Genomic DNA, 19,450 nt, shown 5'->3' with positions numbered 1-19,450 from the left:
CTTTATATAGTAGACAAATGTTATGAAACTTCCAGGAAAACCACCTATCTATACTAAATTTCTATTCTATTCAACATTAGTCATTATTGGTTTAGTAATTCTGAGTGTATGGTTATCGGGAATAGATTCTCACCGATCTTTATTTCAAAATTCTATTGTATCAACATCTATTCTAGCAATAGTATTCTTTTTATTTATCAGTCTAAGCCTTTACAACGGATTAAAATTGAAAGATAATTTAGGAAATATTGTAACGGCAGAAAGGATGAAAAAAGCGCCGGGATTTTCAGGAACTTTGGATAATTTTGACTTGGGCTTACCAGATGTTGGAGAAGGAATAGGAGGTATAATAATTTCTATTGTTTTATGGATTATATTTTCCTTTCTGCTTGCGTTTCTATTATCTTTTCTTGGACTTTTTTTCTGGTCTGCAGTTTTGTTTTTAGCTGCTATGCTGTATTGGATTTTCTTCAGAGCTTTGAGGTTGGTATTTAAAAACTCCGGAAAATGTAAAGGAAATATATTAAAAAGCTTCTCATATGGCTTTTTATATTCTTTTTTATACGTTTCTTGGATTTACGGAATTATTCTTTTCGTTAAATATATAGACCAGTAACAAGTTAACTTTTATAAGAAAATTAAATAAAAATTAAAATTAAATAAATATTTGTAGTATAATCTGACAGGAATTACCTTTGGGATTTCATAAGTTAAGATAAACAGGGTTGAAAATAACAAAGATGAAAAAATTGAAATTTCTGCTTTTACCAGTATCTCTATGGCTCTCCGCACAGGAGCAGGATACATTAAAGGTGAAAGAATTACAAAAAGAAGTCCTTAAAGTACAAACTTATACACTTAAAGACGGCTCTGTCCGGACCTATCCTAAGCCCAGACTATTGGATTTTGTCACCAAATTACCCAGAAATTTTATTGATACCAATAAAGATTTTGTAGCGAAAGACCATGCTTATTATTTAGGGGGAGCAGTAGTTTCTACGTTAATTCTTTTGCCTTTTGATCAAAAACTGATAGATAATTCAAGAGAATTGGGGGAAAGATGGGGTATGGACAAGGATAATAATTATACAAAGCTCGGTGGAGTTTTTAAAATACCCAAAGATATCGGTTCAACCTTATATTTGATAGGAAACGGTTCCACACTGGTATTGCTTGGAATCGGTTTTGGTACTTACGGATTGATCAAAAATGATTACAGGGCACAGGCTACAGCAAGCGGATTGATGGAAAGCTTAATTCTCTCAGGAGTTTTTACTCAAACCATTAAACGAATTACCGGAAGAGAAAGCCCGTTTATTGCAGAAGAATATGGACATAAAGGCGGAGCCTGGAATCCTTTCCCAAGTTTTTCCGCATTCAGTAAAAATACGTCGAATTATGATGCAATGCCGTCAGGACATTTAACAACCTTTATGGCCGGTATCACCGTTATTGCAGACAATTACCCGGATGCCAAATGGATAAAACCTGTGGGATATACCTTGGCCGGGGCATTGTGTTTTCAAATGATGCAAAGTAAAGTACACTGGGCTTCAGACTATCCATTGGCTTTATTGATGGGATATTTTATCGGGAAAACCATCTCAAAAAGCAGGTATACATCTTCAGAAGGTACTATAGGAAAAACAAAATATAAATTTGACCTTACAGCTTCCCGGCAATGGGAGTACAATATGGTAGGCGTAAAGCTTTCTTTTTAATTTTCACTCATTTAAAATTTATACAATTCTCACATTTGCATTAAAAGTGTGGGAGTTTTTCTTTTTGAAGACAGAAAAGATTGCTGGACGCCTGGACAGAATACTATATTTTATAGAACAAAGTAAATAGTTTTCACTATTTTTGGTCTGAGATAAGCCTTATTATTCCTTGCAAAACGGAATGGCGATTTTAAAAAAAACTTAATTAACATTTTACTGAATGAAAATAATTGCTGTGATCCCTGCCCGTTATGAAGCGAGCCGTTTTCCGGGGAAATTAATGCAGACTCTGGGAGAGAAGACCGTTATTACCACTACCTATCAGAATGTGGTGGAAACAGGTTTGTTTGATGAAGTGTTTGTAGCTACAGATTCCGGAATTATTTTTGAAGAAATCGAAAAAAATGGAGGGAAAGCTGTTATGACAGGACAACATGAGACCGGAAGTGACCGTATTGCTGAAGCCGTACAAAATATCGACTGTGATATCGTGATCAACGTTCAGGGAGATGAACCGTTCCTTAAACTGGAACCTCTGCAACAATTGATCGACGTTTTCAAAGCAGATGATCAACAGGAAATTTCCCTGGCTTCCCTAAAAATAAAGCTGTCTGAAAAAGAAGAAATAGAAAATCCCAATAATGTAAAAGTCATTACGGACAATAATGGTTTTGCCCTGTATTTCAGTCGTTCCGTGATTCCTTTTCACAGGGAGGTATCTTACGATATAAGCTATTTCAAACATATCGGGGTGTATGCTTTCAGAAAAGAAGCCTTGCTGCAGTTCTCCAAGTTGGAAATGAAACCATTGGAAATTTCTGAAAAAATAGAATGTATCCGTTATCTCGAATATGGCATGAAAATTAAAATGATAGAAACCAACTTTGTAGGAGTAGGTATTGATACTCCTGAAGACCTTGAAAAAGCCAGAAAGTTGATTTGAAAATGAAAGCAAAAAGTGAATCGCTGATTTACAGGTTTGTCTTTCCGCTTTCTCTGCTTTCTTAACCTTTTGTTATTTCGCTTAAATCCCCTTATATTTGAATTTATAAATAAAATTAATGAAGAAGTTACTTTTAGTATTTAGCCTGATATTTTCGCATTATGCTTTTGCCCAGACGGCAAAAGAGATCATAGACAAAAACATTGAGCTATCCGGAGGATTAACGAATTGGAAGCTTTTAAATTCAGTATTGCTGCAGGGAAAAGTAGTGTTGGGAATCAAAGATGAATATCCTATAAAAATTTACCAGCAACGCCCGAACTTCACCAAAACGATCATTACGATCAACGGGAAAGATACTGCTATTGAAGGTTTTGACGGAACTAAAGGGTATGCAATGAACTACGCTGCCAATAAACTTCAGGAATATCCGGAGTATGTACCGGAAAGCTTTGATAATGATTTTATCGACTGGGAAAACAAGGGATTTGATGCCAGATATCTCGGAAAAGAAAAAGTAGGAGAGATCTATTGCCATAAAGTGGAACTTACCAAAAACGTCAATAAGAACATGTATTATTTTGATGCAAAAACGTATATGTTGCTAAAGGAAGTGAAAAAAGACGAAACGGTAATTTACTCAGACTATAAAAAAGTGGGTAACCTTACAATGCCTTTCAGGATAGAATCTTCAAGCTCCAAAAAGGACGGTGACTATGTCATGCTGCTCAATAAAATAGAGGTGAATAAAGTTTTTCCGGCCAATATTTTTAAGTTTTAATCCAACTGCTGTAACCGGCAAATAAATTAATAAGAAATGAAAAAGATTTTTTTACTGCTGCTCTCCTTTATGGCATTTTTGCAGAGCTGCACCAATCAAAAAAGCGAAATTTCTAAAGCTAAAACCAAAGAACTTATGGGAAAAACGATATACGACTTCAAAGTGGAAAGCCTGGATGGTAAAGAAATCAACTTTGCAGACTTTAAAGGGAAGAAAATCCTTATTGTCAACACTGCTTCAGAATGTGGTTTTACTCCACAGTATGCAGATCTTGAAAAAGTATATGAGCAGTATAAAGATAAACTGGTAGTGGTAGGATTTCCAGCCAATAATTTTGGAGGGCAGGAGCCGGGAACCAATACTGAAATCGGAGCATTCTGCCAGAAAAATTATGGAGTCACATTTCCAATGGCCGCAAAAGTTTCTGTAAAAGGGGATGATATGGCACCTATCTTTAAATATTTAACAGAACAGGAATTAAACGGAGTAAAAAATACCACGATCCTTTGGAACTTTACGAAATTCCTGATCGATGAAAACGGAAAACTGATTGATACGTATGTAAGTACTACCAAGCCGACAAGCGAGGCAATTACAAAACATCTGAAATAACATCACAAGAAATTTATAAGTTCGAAGTGGATTCCCCTGGATCCACTTTTTTATTTTTTGAAAACAAGCTGCAAGGAAAAACTCTAGAATCAGAATAGGTTAGCCGTGACTTACTTAACTATTGCTCAATGACTTTATCTGCAAAGCAGAAAATATTTCCCAGCTTAATACTGGAATAGCCGTTGCTTTTTATTTTGGAAGAATTGATCATTGCTTTAGCCAGAACATCAGTAGGCAAGGGTTTTTGGCTCTCCAGCAAGCCGAATTTGTTGGCAAACTTTATAATCCGGCTGCCTAATACTTCACCGGTTCTTTCAGAATTTCTTCGTTCCAGCATCCCCGGTTTGAAAATGGTAATTTTATTAAAATGAAGTTGTTTTACCGCTTCCTCCAGCTCTCCTTTCATTTTTGAATAGAAAATTTTGGATTTCGGATTGGCCCCATAGGCGGAAACAAGAATATAATCTTCAACATTATTTTCTTTGGCGGCCTTTGCAAACTCATATTGATAATCAAAGTCCACCTTTTTCTGGGCTTCTTTACTTCCGGCATCCTTTAAAGTCGTTCCCAAACAGGAAAATGCAACATCACCTTTTACCATATTCTTCCATTCTTCAGGTTTTTCAAAATTAACAATATGAACCTTAAGTCTTTCGTTTTCAATGTCAACAGGTCTTCTGACAAAAATATCAACTTCGTCAAAATCTTTATCATTCAATAACTGATTAACCAGGTCTTTTCCTGTGGCACCTGTAGCGCCGATTACCAAAGCTTTCATAATATTGTAATTGGTGAAACTATTTTTCTCTTCTAAATTTACTAAATTTGAATTAAAGGATTAAATATTTTTATTCAATATCATTTATCGTTACAAATATTACTTACAATCACTTACTTACCCTTATTGTCATGAATGCTAACGAAATTTTAGATTATTGTCTGACCAAAAAAGGAGTTACGGAAAGTTTCCCCTTCGATAATGAGACACTGGTATTAAAAGTAGATACGAAAATGTTTTTACTGATGGGGCTTGAAAAACAACCGTTATCAATTAATGTGAAAACAGATCCGGAATGGAGTGCTGAACTCCGGGAACAATACCCTCAGATTACTGGTGCCTATCATATGAATAAAACTCATTGGAACTCTGTAATGGTAGATGGATTAAAAAAAGATTTGATCCTTAAACTTATTGATCAGTCCTATGAGCTGGTTTTTCAATCTTTGACAAAAAAAGCCCAGAATGCTGTTAATGATTCTTTATAATCCAATGAAATCTGCTCTTTAGGTATGGATTTTGTTATCAATAATTAGTGAAATAGATGAACAATATTAATAAAATAAGAACAAATGAAAAATCACCTTTTAGTATTTATAGCAGCCGGTACATTGATGCTATCAAGCTGCAGCAAGCCCCCGCAAAAACCTGGCCCTGATGAAAAGGCTCCGGCTCCAACAGTGGCTCATCCTGAAACCTCAAACAATCTGAAAATTGAATTTTCGGGAACAGAAAATTTTACGATTAAAAATCCTAAGCTTAAGGTAAGTTTGTATGGTGCTGATGAAAGGCTGGCAGATGCTCCTGCTACATTGATTACAGAAATGGAATACGAGCAAAAATCAGTTCCTTTTACTATTGATTTGCCGGTACCTGAGAATGCAGAAAATAAAATCAATCCCAAACCGGCAGGCCCTGTTAAATATTATGTGACAATAAGCTGGGATTCCGATGGAAATGGAAAAGCAGGAGAAAAGGGAGATATATTTATTGACTATGATAAGCAGTTTCCTAATGTAAAATTAAATAATGAAACACAGAAGGTTTACCTAAAAGTTTTGAAATAAATAAAAAGAGCTATTCATCATTGTTGAATAGCTCTTTTCATTTAGAAATTAAATCCTTCTGTTAATCGTTTATCTTCATCTAACCTTTCAATTAGTTTTTCAATTCCTTCAAATTTGATTTCATCATGAAGGAAATCCCTGAATCTCACGGTAATTTTTTCATCATAAATATCATTGTCAAAATCAAGGATATAGACTTCTACCGTAAGTTTTTCACCATTTACCGTAGGGTTGGTTCCAATACTCAGCATTCCTTTGTAGAATTGTCCCTTTATATCAACTTCTACGATATAAGCTCCCTTTTTAGGCAAAAGTTTAATTGATTCTGTATCAATATTGGCTGTAGGATACCCAATAGTCCTTCCGATTTTCTTACCATGAACTACCGTTCCTGAAACAGAGTAGGAGTATCCCAGCATTTCATTGGCCTCCCGGATCTTTCCTGCTAAAAGGGCATTCCGGATCTTTGTTGAGCTGATATTATTTTCATGAATATTGATAGCTTCCATCTGTTCCACTTCAAAATCAAGTTCTTTGGATAACTTTTGGAGGAGTTCAAAATTTCCGCTTTTGTTTTTGCCGAAAGAATGGTCATACCCGATAATAAGGTATTTTACATTCAGCTTGTCAATTAAAATCTGACGTACAAATTCTTCTCCGGTTAAATTTCTGAACTCTTCATCGAATTCTTTCAGAAAAAGATTATCAATGCCGTATCTTTCAACCAGTTGCTTTTTTTCCTCCAGTGTATTCAGAAGTTTTAAATCTTCATTAGGATTAAAAACAAATCTTGGATGAGGCCAGAATGTAAGGATAGCAGTCTCCAGATTGTTTTCTGTACCTCTTTTAATAAGTTCGTCGATGATGCTTTTGTGTCCGAGATGCACCCCGTCAAACATACCTAAAGATAGTGCCAGAGGCTTTTGGGAGGAGTAATCTGTAAAATTCTTGAAAACTTTCAAAACGGAAAAATTTTGATTGCAAATATAGATATAATGTAACAATCTATCAATATAACGATGTATCAATATTTTTGCAGGTAAACAGGCTGGACAGATAGTAAACTGCTGCATAGGTAAATTTGTAAAAAAGCATGATAAAAATCTTTTTTTTACCAATTGCGGGTTTATGAAGAATCACTATATTTGCACCAAGAAAAAATTTAGCAATGGCAAACCAAATTAAAGGTAAAATTTCTCAAATTATTGGTCCGGTAATCGACGTTGTCTTTACAGATGTGGAAGCTGTTCCAGCAATCTATGACGCGTTAGAAATTACAAAAGAAAACGGTGAAAAAGTAGTTTTAGAGGTAGAACAACATATTGGCGAAGATACAGTAAGATGTATTGCAATGGACGCTACTGACGGTCTTAAGAGAGGTCAAGAGGTAATCGGATTTGGAAATCCTATTACTATGCCAATCGGTGAGGCAGTAAACGGAAGACTATTCAACGTTGTTGGTGATGCTATCGATGGACTTCAAGATATTTCTAAGGAAGGTGGTCTTCCAATTCACAGACCAGCTCCAAAATTTGATCAATTATCAACTTCAGCAGAAGTTTTATTTACAGGTATTAAAGTAATCGACCTAGTTGAGCCTTACGCAAAAGGAGGTAAAATTGGTTTGTTCGGTGGTGCCGGTGTAGGTAAAACAGTATTGATTCAGGAGTTGATTAACAATATTGCAAAAGGGCACGGAGGTCTTTCTGTATTCGCCGGAGTAGGTGAAAGAACGAGAGAAGGAAATGACCTGTTAAGAGAGATGCTGGAATCTGGAATTATCAAATATGGTGATGATTTCATGCACTCTATGGAAAATGGAGGTTGGGATCTTTCTAAAGTAGACTTGGAAGCTATGAAAGATTCAAAAGCAGCATTCGTTTTCGGACAGATGAACGAGCCGCCAGGTGCAAGAGCGAGAGTAGCCCTTTCTGGTCTTACATTAGCTGAATACTACAGAGATGGTGGTGAAACCGGACAAGGTAGAGATGTACTTTTCTTCGTAGACAATATCTTCCGTTTTACACAGGCTGGTTCTGAGGTGTCTGCACTTCTTGGTCGTATGCCATCAGCGGTAGGTTACCAACCGACTCTTGCTTCTGAGATGGGTGCGATGCAGGAGAGAATTACTTCAACTAAAAATGGTTCCATTACTTCAGTACAGGCGGTATATGTACCTGCGGATGACTTAACTGACCCGGCTCCCGCAACTACGTTTGCCCACCTGGATGCAACTACAGTACTTGACAGAAAGATTGCTTCATTGGGTATTTATCCAGCGGTAGATCCACTGGCTTCTACTTCAAGAATCCTTGCTCCGGAAGTTATTGGTCACGATCACTACAACTGTGCTCAAAGGGTAAAAGAAATCCTTCAAAGATATAAAGCACTTCAGGATATCATCGCAATCCTTGGTATGGAAGAACTTTCTGAAGAAGATAAATCAGTTGTTTACCGTGCAAGAAAAGTTCAGAGATTCTTATCTCAGCCTTTCCACGTAGCAGAGCAGTTTACAGGTATCCCGGGATCATTGGTTGATATCAAAGATACAATCAAAGGATTCAATATGATTATGGATGGTGAATTGGATCACTTACCAGAAGCAGCTTTCAACCTGAAAGGAACTATCGAAGAAGCTATCGAAGCCGGACAAAAAATGCTAGCTGAAAACGCTTAATATAATTAGACATAAAGATAGCAGATAACAGACATGAGACTTTAAGGTTGTCTGAAATCTGAAATCTGAAATCTTCAAATCTAAATTAAAATGAATATAAAAATTTTAACACCAGAATACGTAGTTTTTGAAGGAGACGTAGATTCGGTATTATTGCCTGGAAAAAATGGTGAGTTTCACATCATGAAAAACCACGCAGGAATCGTTTCTTCTTTAATCGGAGGTGATGTAAAGCTTTTTGCTAATTCTATTGATGAAGCTTATGCTAAAAACTTCACTAAAGAATCCGGAAAAGACTCTGTTTTTGCTTATGCAATCAAAAGCGGTGTTGTAGAATTTAATCATAATAAAGGAATTATCCTTTGTGAATAATTAAATGAAAAGCTAAATATATTTTCAAGAAAGTGTAACTTTGTGTTACACTTTTTTTATGCATGTAAAAATCTGATTCTATGAAGAAAAGTATAATCATATTCTTTACAGTTCTGGGAATATTCCTCAATGCCCAGAATATCAAAACCAAAAGAGGAATTATCAATGTAGACGGTATCCCGGTAGCCAAGATTTCCGGCAAATCCAATGAGTATACTTTTATGGATTTAAAGGAAACTCCTTTATATACTATGAAGTTTATTGATAAAAGTATCGTAGATTCTGTCAGGGACAGCTACATACAGCTCAATAGAGTATATAACAGGGATAAGGTAATAGAACTGGATTATATTTCACCTTCAGCATTTTCAGGTGAAGAGAAATCTGCCGTTTATACTTCTGTAAAAGGACTTAAAATCATAGATAATAAAGGAATTAATATCAAATCCCTGGACGAACTTTTTTCTAATGTTCCTAAAAGAAAACTGGATACCAAAACCAAAGAAGCCTATACAATCAGAACCAAGATTGATAAACTGAATATTGAAGTAAATAAAGTAGGAGAAATTTTAAGCAACGGTGTCCCTGTAGGGTATTTTACCAATTTGCCGGTGAGCTTCGGGTCAGATGATACAATTATGGACAAAACTTTTGTAGATATTGAGATTTACGATGCCAAAAGTAAATATATCGGAAAATACATCACAACTACAAAACAGCTTAAAACAGCAGGAGGAAAAAGCTTTACTCTTTACAGGGAAATGTCCGGAAGAGCATCTATATTGAAATATCCCACCTATAAAGCTATTGCAGAAAGAATGGCTATTATGGATCCCAATTTTATTAAAATACAGGAAAAAGTTTCCGTAGGTCCTGTTGTAAAAGAAGGAACCCATTAGTAAAAAAAACTTACGGGAATTTTAACATCAACAATAAGTGCCATCAACAGAAGCTGTCATATATTATAAAATTAATAATAAACATCAATAGGAACGGACTTTAGTCCGTTCTTAATAATATGATAATTCCAAACTGGCTTCAGCCAAAACCGAAAATCACAATATTAAAATTGGGAAAAATCTATAAACTTAAAATTACCCCATTTTCTTTCAATTGCTGTATGGGCTTGGAAAACCAGAACAATTCAAAATCCTCAAAACTCTCTTCAAACTGGGTTTTAAGCTGCTGTAACGTAGATTTTTTATTATTTTCTATAGCATTTTCTTTCAGAATGGCCATCAGCCATTCCGCTTTTTCCTGTTCCACTTCCACTTTTACGATATTGGTTTTTAAATGGAACGTGAGCAGAGTATAGCTACCGGGATATTTCTTTTTATTTTTTATACGATTCTCAGCGATTACGTTTTTGGTTAAAAAGATAATTTTTGAATTTCCTTTAAAATTGAACTGTTCGTCATCCAGAAGACAATCGTGGATATAATCCGGATGAATAGTTGTTTTCGGAATTTTAAAATCGAACCATTCCTGAAGCGGTAATTCAAAATTAATTCCGTGCATATAATTGAAGAGAGATTTTTTTAAACCAAAGCTGAATTTATTGTGATCGATTCCGGTTTTATCTTTAAAATCTATATCGTTGTTGGCAAATTGAATTTCCTGCTTTACCGGAATAACTCCAAAATCATCGGGGCTGATACCGACAGGAGAGTGAGCCGTCATAGCAAACTGATGCCAGAATCCACTCTGAAGAATTCCCATTTCAAACATCTGGCGTACCATTTCCAGAGAATCTACAGTTTCCTGAATGGTTTGAGTCGGGTAGCCGTACATCAGATAGGCATGGACCATAATTCCTGCTTCCGTAAAGTTTCTTGTTACTTTAGCCACTTGTTCTACGGAAACTCCCTTATCGATTAGCTTCAACAACCGGTCACTGGCAACTTCCAATCCTCCTGAAACCGCCACACATCCGGAAAGTTTAAGCAGATAGCATACATCCCGGGTAAAGCTTTTTTCAAAACGAATATTAGTCCACCAGGTAACCACCAGATTCCGGCGAAGGATTTCCAGAGCCACCTCTCTCATTAATGCCGGTGGAGCGGCCTCGTCTACAAAATGAAACCCGGTTTCTCCGGTGGTTCTGATCAGGTTCTCCATTCTGTCTACCAGAATTTTGGCGGAAATAGGCTCATAAATCCTAATGTAATCCAAAGAAATATCACAGAAAGTACATTTTCCCCAATAGCAGCCGTGAGCCATAGTTAACTTATTCCATCTTCCGTCACTCCATAAACTGTGCATAGGATTGGCAATTTCAATGACGGAGATATATTGATCCAGCTTTAAATCTGTATAATCCGGAGTACCAATTTCAGCTTGCTTGTAATCGTGCTTCTTAGAATTGTTTTTATAAACAACTTCCTGATTTTCAATTAAAAATGTTCTTTTGTATTGGGGCTCATCACTTTGTTTGAAATGGCAGACATTTTCATAAAGAAGCTCAAGGGGAACTTCACCATCATCTAAGGTAATAAAATCAAAAAATTCAAAAACTCTCTGGTCTTTTACTTCTCTTAATTCAGTATTGGGGAAGCCTCCGCCCATAGCGGTTTTAATGTGAGGGTAATTCTTTTTTATAAATTGAGCACATTTGAACCCTGAGTATAAATTCCCCGGAAACGGTACAGAAAAACAAACCAGTTTTGGCTGCACAGTTTCTATTTTCTCACGAAGGATTTTCAGTGTAAAATCATCAATAAATGTTTGTTCTCCGGATAATTTTGAATATAATTCATCAAAGGAATTGGCGCTTTTACCAAGTCGTTCTGCATATCGGCTGAACCCAAAGTCGGGGTCAATATTTTCAACAATATAATCTGAGATATCTTCTAAATACAGTGTAGCCAAATGCTTGGCTTTATCTTGCAAACCCATGTTTCCGAATGCAAATTCCATATCATCCAATTGGTTGAAACGGGAAGCTTCCGGGAGAAAATTCATGCTGCAGATCTGTCTTGCCAAAGTGGGGGTCTTACCCTGTAAAAAAGGAATAACCTGGTCAATGGTTTTTAAATACTCCTCTTTTAATGCAAATATTCTCTGTGTGTTTTCTGATGCATTTTGAAGGTCAATCTTTTTATCAAAAACTTTTTGAAGGCCTTCTTTGGAAAATAATTCCAAAATAACATCAATCCCCAGATCAATCTGATAGCTGGATATATTTTTGGTATTCAAGAACCCTTTAATATAAGCTGTCGCAGGATAAGGAGTATTAAGTTGGGTAAAAGGTGGAGTAATGAGAAGCAGATCTTTCAACGGAAATTTTTTACAAAGTTATTCCAAAGTTTTTTCAAAAAAAAATATTTTATCCTGTTCGCTTATAAGTAAAATGTAAGAATCATTTTTTAAACATGAGCTGTATTTTTGCGGTCGGAAATAACATTCAGTATAACTCCGAGTAAGATAAGGGTAATCCCAATAAGCAAATTGGTGGTAAACTTTTCATTAAATATAAATACGCTTACCATTACAGCAACTACCGGTTCCAGTGCTCCCAGAATGGCAACCGGTGTAGAGCCTATATGTTTAATGGCATATACCAGGCATAAACTGGAAATAACCGTGGTAAGGAAAGCAAAAATAAGAAAGTTTAAAAAGATAGCCGTAGAGGGAATAGCAAATGATTCATGCCCTATAACAGATTTGGTCATAAAAAATAAAGAATTAAAGAGCATAGAGTAGAAGGTGAGCTTAAACCCCGAAACTTTCAGATTTGATTTGTTGACAATCACCATATAAAGTGCATAAAATAATGAACTGAGCATAACAATTCCAAGGCCTGCAAAATTGATTTCAAAACCGGTTCCTTTCAGGCATAAAACAATTACTCCTGCAAAAGCGAAAAGGAGAGAAATTATCGATAATCTGTTAAGCTTCTCTTTATAAAAGAAAAACATAATCAAAGCTACAATAACAGGATAAATGAACAGAACGGTGGAGGCAATTCCCGGGGTAAGAAAGTCATAGCCTAGAAACAAAAATTCTGAGGAAAGGGCATAGCATATTCCCAGAATAGCCAATATTAAAGCTTCTCTTTTATTAATTCTGAAATTTTGCCGGGAATAAATCAGATATCCGCCTATCATCAGGGCAGAAAAGAAAAACCTGTAAAACAGGGTAATGTCCATTGAAAAATGAGCCTGCTTGATCGGCAGGATGAAGATTGGTATTAATCCGTATGAAACGGCTGACAAGATCCCCAATATATATCCTCTGAGTTTCATTCGTTTTTATAGTTTATAGCTTTTAAAATAAAAAACCACTGATGAATTTTCAGTGGTTTTTTTATTGTTATGATTAAATCGGTTTAAAACTTAATCCTTGTTCCTGCAGTAATTTTTGTTCCTGTTCTTTATAGTAACCACTTACTAATTTATCATGAATAGCTTCAAATGCCGCAAGAGTTTCATTAATCTCAGAATCGGTGTGAGAAGCGGTAGGAATTAATCTTAACAGAATCATTCCTTTTGGAATGACCGGATATACTACAACAGAGGTGAAAATCCCGTAAATTTCTCTGAGATCTTTTACCAGAAGAGTAGCTTCTACAGGAGTTCCCTGCATCATTACCGGCGTTACACAGGTATTGGTATCTCCAATGTTGAATCCTCTTTCTCTTAATCCGTTCTGTAATTTATAAACATTTTCCCAAAGCTTTGCCTTGATTTCAGGTCTCGTTCTTAATAGCTCCAGTCTCTTTAATCCTCCGATTACCATTGGCATGGTAAGAGATTTTGCAAAAATTTGTGATCTAAGATTGAATTTCAGATATCTGATAACCTCTTTATCTCCGGCAAGAAATGCCCCGAAACCAGCCATTGATTTGGCAAAAGTAGAGAAATATACGTCAATCTGATCCTGGCAGCCTTGTTCTTCACCGGCTCCGGCACCTGTTTTTCCAAGTGTTCCGAATCCGTGAGCATCATCTACCAAAAGCCTAAAGCTATATTTTGATTTCAGGTCGCAGATTTCTTTCAGTTTTCCCTGCTGTCCTCTCATTCCGAAAACCCCTTCTGTAATAACCAGGATACCTCCTCCGGTCTCTTCCGCTACTTTAGTGGCCCTTTGCAGGTTTTTTTCAAGACTTGCCATATCATTATGCTTGTAGGTAAATCTTTTTCCGGAATGAAGCCTTACTCCATCCACGATACAGGCATGAGAGTCCATATCATAAACGATTACATCATTTCTGTTGACCAGGGCATCGATAGTAGATACCATTCCCTGGTAACCAAAATTTAATAAGTAGGCCGATTCTTTTTGTACAAAGTCTGCCAACTCTCTTTCCAGCTGAAGGTGCTGGTCTGTTTCACCTGACATTGCTCTGGCACCCATAGGATAAAACATTCCGTATTCTGCGGCAGCTTGCGCATCGGCTTCTTTTACTTCAGGGTGGTTACAAAGTCCCAAATAATCATTGGCACTCCAGAAAATTACTTCTCTACCTTGAAACTGCATTCTGGGACCGATAGGGCCCTCTAGTCTTGGGAAAATAAAATATCCTTCTCCATAATCTGCAAATTGTCCAAGTGGTCCTGGATTTTCTTTTATTCTTTCAAAAATATCCAACATTGTATCGTAATTTTTAAGTAAAAAAGCCTTTTTTGTAGAACACGCAAAAGGCTTTATTTATATCGTGATTTTATTTGTTCTTATTTGATAAACTCTGTTTTGAAAACTTCGTCATAATTGTGAACGCAGTTATTGACAAATCCTTGTTCAGCCATCCATTTATCGCTATACACTTTGGTAATGTATCTTGAGCCATGGTCAGGGTATATTAAAACGATCACATCATCTTGAGTAAGTTCATGAGATTGTGCATATTGTATTAATCCCTGGGTAACGGCTCCGGTTGTGTAGCCTCCCATAATGGCTTCTTTCAAAGCGATTTCGCGGGTTCTGTAAGCGGACATTTCATCATTTACCCTTACAAATTCGTCTACTTTATCAAAAAGAAGAGCGGAAGGAATTAAATTTTTCCCCATTCCTTCAATCTGATAAGGATGTACATCTTCCTTGTGGATTTCTCCTGTTTCGTGAAAGCTTTTCAATATGGATCCGTCTGCATCTACTCCGATGATTTTGATATCCGGATTTTTTTCTTTCAAAAACTTGGCGGAGCCTGATAGGGTACCTCCTGTCCCGGTACAGGCAAAAAGGTGAGTAATCTTACCTTCAGTTTGTTCCCAGATCTCAGGGCCGGTGGTTTGATAGTGTGCATCAATATTCAATTCGTTAAAGTATTGATTGATGTAAATAGAGTTGGGCGTTTCCAGAGCGATTCTTTTAGCCACTTCATAATATGATCTCGGATCATCTGCTGCTACATTGGCTGGACATATGTATACGGTAGCTCCCAATGCCTTTAAGTAAGCGATTTTTTCAGGTTTTGTTTTATCGCTTACCGCAAGAATGCACTTATATCCTTTAATAATACAGACCATTGCGATAGAAAAACCTGTGTTTCCGGAGGTAGTCTCTACCACTACGGAATCTTCTTTTAATAAGCCTTTTCTTTCTGCATTTTCTATAATGTGAAGTGCAATTCTATCTTTTGTGGAATGTCCAGGATTATATGATTCTAACTTGGCATAAACGGTTGCTGGTATATCTTTTGTCACAGTGTTTAGCTTCACCATAGGGGTGTGTCCTATTAGGCCAAGGATATTATCGTAAACATTACTCATTATTTGTTATTTTCAATAAAAATCTGACTGCAAAAATACAAAAAAATAAATAATTACTAAACTTTTGTTTGATTTCTAGAGGGTCGTTTCTTAATTTTTTTTTCTTGTTTACAGTTTAGATAGGACTATGATCACAAATTCTGCGCCAAATTTTTAAATTTTGTTAAAAGCTCCCTAAAATAATATAAAAGCCTTATTTTCGCATAATTGATTTAATACTATGAAAAATTGGACTTTTAGGCAATGGAACACCGTTTTAGGATGGGTGATTTTCGTCATTGCGTTTTTCACGTACTTGTCCACAATAGAACCCAATTTCAGTTTCTGGGATTGTGGTGAGTACATTTCTTCTGCAGTAAAACTTGAAGTAACGCATGCTCCGGGAGCAGCTTTATTCCAGATCGTGGGTGCCGTGGCAGCCATTTTTGCATTAGGGAAAGGCGAAAATTATTCCATCATAATTAATGCGATGTCTGCATTGTTCAGCGCGTTGACTATTTTATTTTTGTTTTGGACGATTACTCATCTTGTAAGAAGGCTACTCAACAAAGATTTTGAAGAAATTACAAAACATCAGGAAATTTCTATTTTATTTGCCGGAGCAGTGGGAGCATTGTGCTTCACTTTCTCTGATACCTTCTGGTTCTCGGCGGTAGAAGGAGAGGTTTATTCGATGGCTTCAATGTTTATCGCTCTTTTGGTCTGGTTGATCACGAAATGGGAAAATGAGTATCAGGCGGCAGACAGTGAAAGATGGATTATCCTTATTTTCTTTATTTTAGGACTTTCCGTTGGGGTACACATGATGTGTATGCTGGCAACTCCTATGGTATGTCTCATATATTACGCACGAAACTACAAGTTTACCTGGAAGAACTTTATCTGGGCTAACCTTATTACATTGGGAATTTTAATTGTTGTTTTCAAAATTATTTTCCCTCTGATTATGACGATGTTCGGAAGACTGGAAATTTTCTTCGTGAACGGGCTGGGACTTCCTTTCCACTCAGGAACAATTGCTGCATTTATTTTAATGGCTCTGATTTGCTATCTTATGATCAAATATGCCAGAAAAACAAAAAGAAACCTATATCAGACTATAGCTTTATCTGTAGTATATATGATCATCGGTTTCTCTTGCTGGATGGTAATTCCGATCAGGGCAAATGCCAATCCGCCAATGAACCTTAATGATCCGGATACGGCGATCGGGATGCTGGATTATTATAACAGGGAGCAGTATGGTGACTGGCCAACGATCTACGGACAAAACTATACAGCATTTCTTGATGCAAACGGAATCGAGAAGAATGAGGACGGTAGTTTTAAAACGAAGAAAACCGGAGAAATTTATGAAAAAGATGAAAAAACCGGAACTTACAGAAAGACAGGAGACCGATTCAATTATGTATTCAATAAATCTCATATAAGCTTAATGCCAAGAATGTTTAATGAAGATAAAGATGTCATGGCCAATTATATTTCGATGTATGGGGCTCCTGATTTTACCTTCAATTATGCCAATGAAGATGTGGCAGACAATCCACAGGCTAAGCAAATCTTTGATGAACTAAGAACAAAATATGAAGATAAAACAATCACGGCTTCGGATTATTTAAAAGTGAAACCTTATAACCTGATCAATGTTCAGAAGCCTTCATTGCTTCAGAATATGGATTATTTCATCTCCTTCCAGAATGGATATTATTTTGTAAGATATCTGATGTGGAATTTTGTAGGAAGACAAAATGACCTTGAAGGAAATATGGAAAGCACAAAAGGAAACTGGATCTCAGGAATTCCGTTTATAGACAATCTTTTGGTAGGAAATCAGGATAAATTGCCTGCTAAATTCAAAAATGAAAGCACCGTAAAGTTTTTCTTCCTTCCATTAATTTTAGGTTTAATCGGATTCTTTTTCCAGTTGAACAGAGATTTCGGAAGATTCTATGCACTATTATCTCTGTTTATTATAACGAGTGTGGGAATTATTTTCTATACGGGGGTAAAACCTTTTGAACCAAGAGAAAGAGACTACGCTATGGTAGGATCTTTTTATGCATTTGCTATTTGGATCGGATTGGGAGCAGGAGCTATTTTATGGTTCTTACAATCCAAAATAAAATCTAACGGAGCCAATATCGCTTTAGGCGTGGTATTACTGGGAGTGCCTTTTATGATGGGATTCCAGAATTACAATGTACATGACAGAAGCAACAGGTATACAGCTTATGATTATGCATATTCGGTATTAAAATCATTGCCGAAAAACGACATTTTGTTTGTTTACGGGGATAATGATACGTATCCGGTTTGGGCAATCCAGGAAACGGAAAGATTCAGAGATGATGTGAAAGTGGTTAACTTTACCCTTGCTTCAACACCTTGGAACTTAGATCAGGTGAAAAGAAGAACCTACAATGCGATGGGAATCCCAAGTGAACTGACACATGAAGATTACCGAGACGGGGTAAATGACCAGATCTATATGATGAAGAAGGAAGATTGGGAAGGTGTTTTCTCTATGTTGAAAGAACAGGGAGCTCCTGATACGCAATTCCAGGCTTTCAGAAAATATCTTACACAGGATTCATTAACATTGAAGGAAGCTATTGATTTTATTAAATTCAAATCCCCGGAAAAAGATGAATTATTAAAAATGTATTTCGGAGAAGAGAAATACGAAAAGTATAATATTCTTCCGGTAAACAAATTCGTCCTTCCTGTCAATAAAGAAAATGCTTTAAAAGCTGGAATTATCAATCAGGCAGACCTTCCAAATGTTGCCAATCAGATTATGATTACTTATAAAGGAAATACCCTTTATAAAAACAATTTGATTTTATTGGATCTATTGGCCAATTTCGATTGGAAGCGTCCTATCAACTTTTCATCGGGAGGTATTTATGACAGCGAAAATATATTTTATCTGAACGAATATCTTCAGTTTGATGGTTTCAGTTATAGATTAGTACCAATTCATACACCTCCGACTCCTGACGGAGATATGGGTAGAGTGGATGCTAACTCTCTTTACAATGTGGTGAAAAATTTCAGATGGGGGAATTTTAAAGATTTAAGTGCTCACTTTGATGAAACTGCGACATCCAATATTATGAGTTACAGAATGTCTGCAAGCAGAGCTGCTTCAGCACTTGCCTTAAGTGGACAAAAAGCGAAAGCAATCGAATTATTGGATCTTGCTGCTAAGGAAATTCCTGCTGAAAAATACAATGATCCACGTTCATTAAGTTCTATCGTATCTGGATATATCATTGCCGGTCAGGAACAAAAAGGTCTTCAATTGGCAGAAGTACTTAAGAAAGGAATTTTTGATGAATATGATTATTATTTGAGCCTTTCAAAAACGGATCAAAGCTATCTGAGAAGACAAATAAGAACAAAACCTATGGAATATTCACTGGTAGTTTCAGCAGTAACAGATGCTTATACCAAGATAGGGCAGAAAGAAAAAGCTTATGCATATCTGATAAAATCCGTTGAGCCAATAGATAAAAAATTCAATGCTTTTGTAAAGGATTTACAGCAGATGGGTAAAGAAAAAGCCATAAAAGAATCTGAAGAAGTTCAAAAGATTACGCCGTTCTATCAGTATTTATTTGATGTGATGGAGCCTTTTGATTCTACCTATTCAAAAGAAAAAGAAAATCAGATTACTTCAGCAATTATTAAAGCAACACAATAAACACTTTAAAACGGAACTTCGGTTCCGTTTTTTTATTATTGGGAATCCTGAATTTTAAGATTATATTTGTGAAACTTAAAAAT

17 protein-coding genes are annotated in these 19,450 nt (G+C 36.1%); 11 read left to right on the top strand and 6 right to left on the bottom strand.

All coding sequences use genetic code 11. From position 1 onward, the window contains the following. Positions 1-22: 22 nt before the first annotated feature. The 5 genes from OK18_RS18300 (at position 23) to OK18_RS18280 (ending at position 4,057) form a co-directional block, all read left to right on the top strand. A complete protein-coding gene (locus tag OK18_RS18300) occupies positions 23-616 on the top strand; it encodes a hypothetical protein (protein WP_053328942.1) in 594 nt (197 codons plus the stop codon). Between the two features lie 124 nt (positions 617-740). Beyond that, positions 741-1,721, top strand: a complete 981-nt coding sequence (locus OK18_RS18295; protein WP_053328941.1) for a phosphatase PAP2 family protein — start codon at positions 741-743, stop codon at positions 1,719-1,721. A gap of 220 nt (positions 1,722-1,941) precedes the next feature. Then, a complete protein-coding gene (gene kdsB / locus OK18_RS18290; RefSeq protein ID WP_053328940.1) occupies positions 1,942-2,664 on the top strand; it encodes a 3-deoxy-manno-octulosonate cytidylyltransferase in 723 nt (240 codons plus the stop codon). A gap of 118 nt (positions 2,665-2,782) precedes the next feature. Beyond that, complete coding sequence (locus tag OK18_RS18285) at positions 2,783-3,445, top strand: hypothetical protein (RefSeq protein ID WP_053328939.1); 663 nt, start codon at positions 2,783-2,785, stop codon at positions 3,443-3,445. A 36-nt stretch (positions 3,446-3,481) separates the two neighbouring features. Continuing rightward, the gene (locus tag OK18_RS18280; RefSeq protein WP_050020890.1) at positions 3,482-4,057 is read left to right on the top strand and encodes a glutathione peroxidase; all 576 of its coding nucleotides are present in this window, start codon (positions 3,482-3,484) and stop codon (positions 4,055-4,057) included. 118 nt (positions 4,058-4,175) lie between these two features. Here OK18_RS18280 and OK18_RS18275 read toward each other — a convergent pair whose 3' ends face one another. Further along, on the bottom strand, positions 4,176-4,835 hold the full coding sequence (locus OK18_RS18275; protein WP_050020891.1) for an NAD(P)H-binding protein: 660 nt from the start codon (positions 4,833-4,835) through the stop codon (positions 4,176-4,178). A 131-nt stretch (positions 4,836-4,966) separates the two neighbouring features. Here OK18_RS18275 and OK18_RS18270 point away from each other — a divergent pair, with 131 nt between their 5' ends. Both OK18_RS18270 and OK18_RS18265 read left to right on the top strand, forming a co-directional pair. Then, entirely contained in the window at positions 4,967-5,323 is a 357-nt protein-coding gene (locus tag OK18_RS18270) for an MmcQ/YjbR family DNA-binding protein (protein WP_050020892.1), read from the top strand. Positions 5,324-5,407: 84 nt separating this feature from the next. Further along, positions 5,408-5,902, top strand: coding sequence for a hypothetical protein (locus OK18_RS18265; RefSeq protein WP_228377654.1), 495 nt, complete (start codon positions 5,408-5,410; stop codon positions 5,900-5,902). A 41-nt stretch (positions 5,903-5,943) separates the two neighbouring features. Here OK18_RS18265 and OK18_RS18260 read toward each other — a convergent pair whose 3' ends face one another. Further along, positions 5,944-6,864: a bifunctional riboflavin kinase/FAD synthetase gene (locus tag OK18_RS18260; protein ID WP_050020893.1), complete on the bottom strand. Its 921-nt coding sequence runs from the start codon at positions 6,862-6,864 to the stop codon at positions 5,944-5,946. A gap of 206 nt (positions 6,865-7,070) precedes the next feature. Between OK18_RS18260 and atpD the strand changes: the two genes are divergently transcribed. The 3 genes from atpD to OK18_RS18245 all read left to right on the top strand — a co-directional run bounded on the left by atpD (position 7,071) and on the right by OK18_RS18245 (position 9,850). Continuing rightward, positions 7,071-8,579 (top strand): F0F1 ATP synthase subunit beta, encoded by a 1,509-nt coding sequence (atpD, locus tag OK18_RS18255; RefSeq protein WP_053328938.1) that lies wholly within the window; start codon positions 7,071-7,073, stop codon positions 8,577-8,579. Between the two features lie 90 nt (positions 8,580-8,669). Continuing rightward, entirely contained in the window at positions 8,670-8,951 is a 282-nt protein-coding gene (locus OK18_RS18250; protein WP_050020894.1) for a FoF1 ATP synthase subunit delta/epsilon, read from the top strand. Positions 8,952-9,031: 80 nt separating this feature from the next. Further along, positions 9,032-9,850 (top strand): hypothetical protein, encoded by an 819-nt coding sequence (locus OK18_RS18245; protein WP_050020895.1) that lies wholly within the window; start codon positions 9,032-9,034, stop codon positions 9,848-9,850. Between the two features lie 181 nt (positions 9,851-10,031). Here the strand turns inward: OK18_RS18245 and OK18_RS18240 are convergent, their stop codons facing one another. From OK18_RS18240 to OK18_RS18225, 4 genes are all read right to left on the bottom strand, one after another. Continuing rightward, positions 10,032-12,227, bottom strand: coding sequence for a B12-binding domain-containing radical SAM protein (locus OK18_RS18240; RefSeq protein WP_050020896.1), 2,196 nt, complete (start codon positions 12,225-12,227; stop codon positions 10,032-10,034). 89 nt (positions 12,228-12,316) lie between these two features. Then, the gene (locus tag OK18_RS18235; protein WP_053328937.1) at positions 12,317-13,195 is read right to left on the bottom strand and encodes a DMT family transporter; all 879 of its coding nucleotides are present in this window, start codon (positions 13,193-13,195) and stop codon (positions 12,317-12,319) included. Positions 13,196-13,268: 73 nt separating this feature from the next. Next, a complete protein-coding gene (locus tag OK18_RS18230) occupies positions 13,269-14,540 on the bottom strand; it encodes an aminotransferase class I/II-fold pyridoxal phosphate-dependent enzyme (RefSeq protein ID WP_174441971.1) in 1,272 nt (423 codons plus the stop codon). An 83-nt stretch (positions 14,541-14,623) separates the two neighbouring features. Then, positions 14,624-15,661, bottom strand: a complete 1,038-nt coding sequence (locus OK18_RS18225; protein WP_053328935.1) for a PLP-dependent cysteine synthase family protein — start codon at positions 15,659-15,661, stop codon at positions 14,624-14,626. A 220-nt stretch (positions 15,662-15,881) separates the two neighbouring features. On the opposite strand from OK18_RS18225, the gene OK18_RS18220 reads away from it, so the two are divergent. Then, complete coding sequence (locus OK18_RS18220; RefSeq protein WP_053328934.1) at positions 15,882-19,367, top strand: glycosyltransferase family 117 protein; 3,486 nt, start codon at positions 15,882-15,884, stop codon at positions 19,365-19,367. Positions 19,368-19,450 lie beyond the last annotated feature (83 nt).

The sequence above is a fragment of the Chryseobacterium gallinarum genome (genome assembly GCF_001021975.1).
GTDB lineage: Bacteria > Bacteroidota > Bacteroidia > Flavobacteriales > Weeksellaceae > Chryseobacterium > Chryseobacterium gallinarum.
Note: the sequence above shows the minus strand (reverse complement) of the source record. Positions and strands in the feature narration are given on the sequence as shown.

Coding starts and splice junctions, on each gene's coding strand:
- OK18_RS18245 (WP_050020895.1), top strand. CDS start 9,032: ATGAAGAAAAGTATAATCATATTCTTTACAGTTCTGGGAATATTCCTC.
- OK18_RS18250 (WP_050020894.1), top strand. CDS start 8,670: ATGAATATAAAAATTTTAACACCAGAATACGTAGTTTTTGAAGGAGAC.
- OK18_RS18265 (WP_228377654.1), top strand. CDS start 5,408: ATGAAAAATCACCTTTTAGTATTTATAGCAGCCGGTACATTGATGCTA.
- OK18_RS18295 (WP_053328941.1), top strand. CDS start 741: ATGAAAAAATTGAAATTTCTGCTTTTACCAGTATCTCTATGGCTCTCC.
- OK18_RS18300 (WP_053328942.1), top strand. CDS start 23: ATGAAACTTCCAGGAAAACCACCTATCTATACTAAATTTCTATTCTAT.
- OK18_RS18280 (WP_050020890.1), top strand. CDS start 3,482: ATGAAAAAGATTTTTTTACTGCTGCTCTCCTTTATGGCATTTTTGCAG.
- OK18_RS18270 (WP_050020892.1), top strand. CDS start 4,967: ATGAATGCTAACGAAATTTTAGATTATTGTCTGACCAAAAAAGGAGTT.
- OK18_RS18225 (WP_053328935.1), bottom strand. CDS start 15,661: ATGAGTAATGTTTACGATAATATCCTTGGCCTAATAGGACACACCCCT.
- OK18_RS18285 (WP_053328939.1), top strand. CDS start 2,783: ATGAAGAAGTTACTTTTAGTATTTAGCCTGATATTTTCGCATTATGCT.
- OK18_RS18235 (WP_053328937.1), bottom strand. CDS start 13,195: ATGAAACTCAGAGGATATATATTGGGGATCTTGTCAGCCGTTTCATAC.
- atpD (WP_053328938.1), top strand. CDS start 7,071: ATGGCAAACCAAATTAAAGGTAAAATTTCTCAAATTATTGGTCCGGTA.
- OK18_RS18220 (WP_053328934.1), top strand. CDS start 15,882: ATGAAAAATTGGACTTTTAGGCAATGGAACACCGTTTTAGGATGGGTG.
- OK18_RS18275 (WP_050020891.1), bottom strand. CDS start 4,835: ATGAAAGCTTTGGTAATCGGCGCTACAGGTGCCACAGGAAAAGACCTG.
- kdsB (WP_053328940.1), top strand. CDS start 1,942: ATGAAAATAATTGCTGTGATCCCTGCCCGTTATGAAGCGAGCCGTTTT.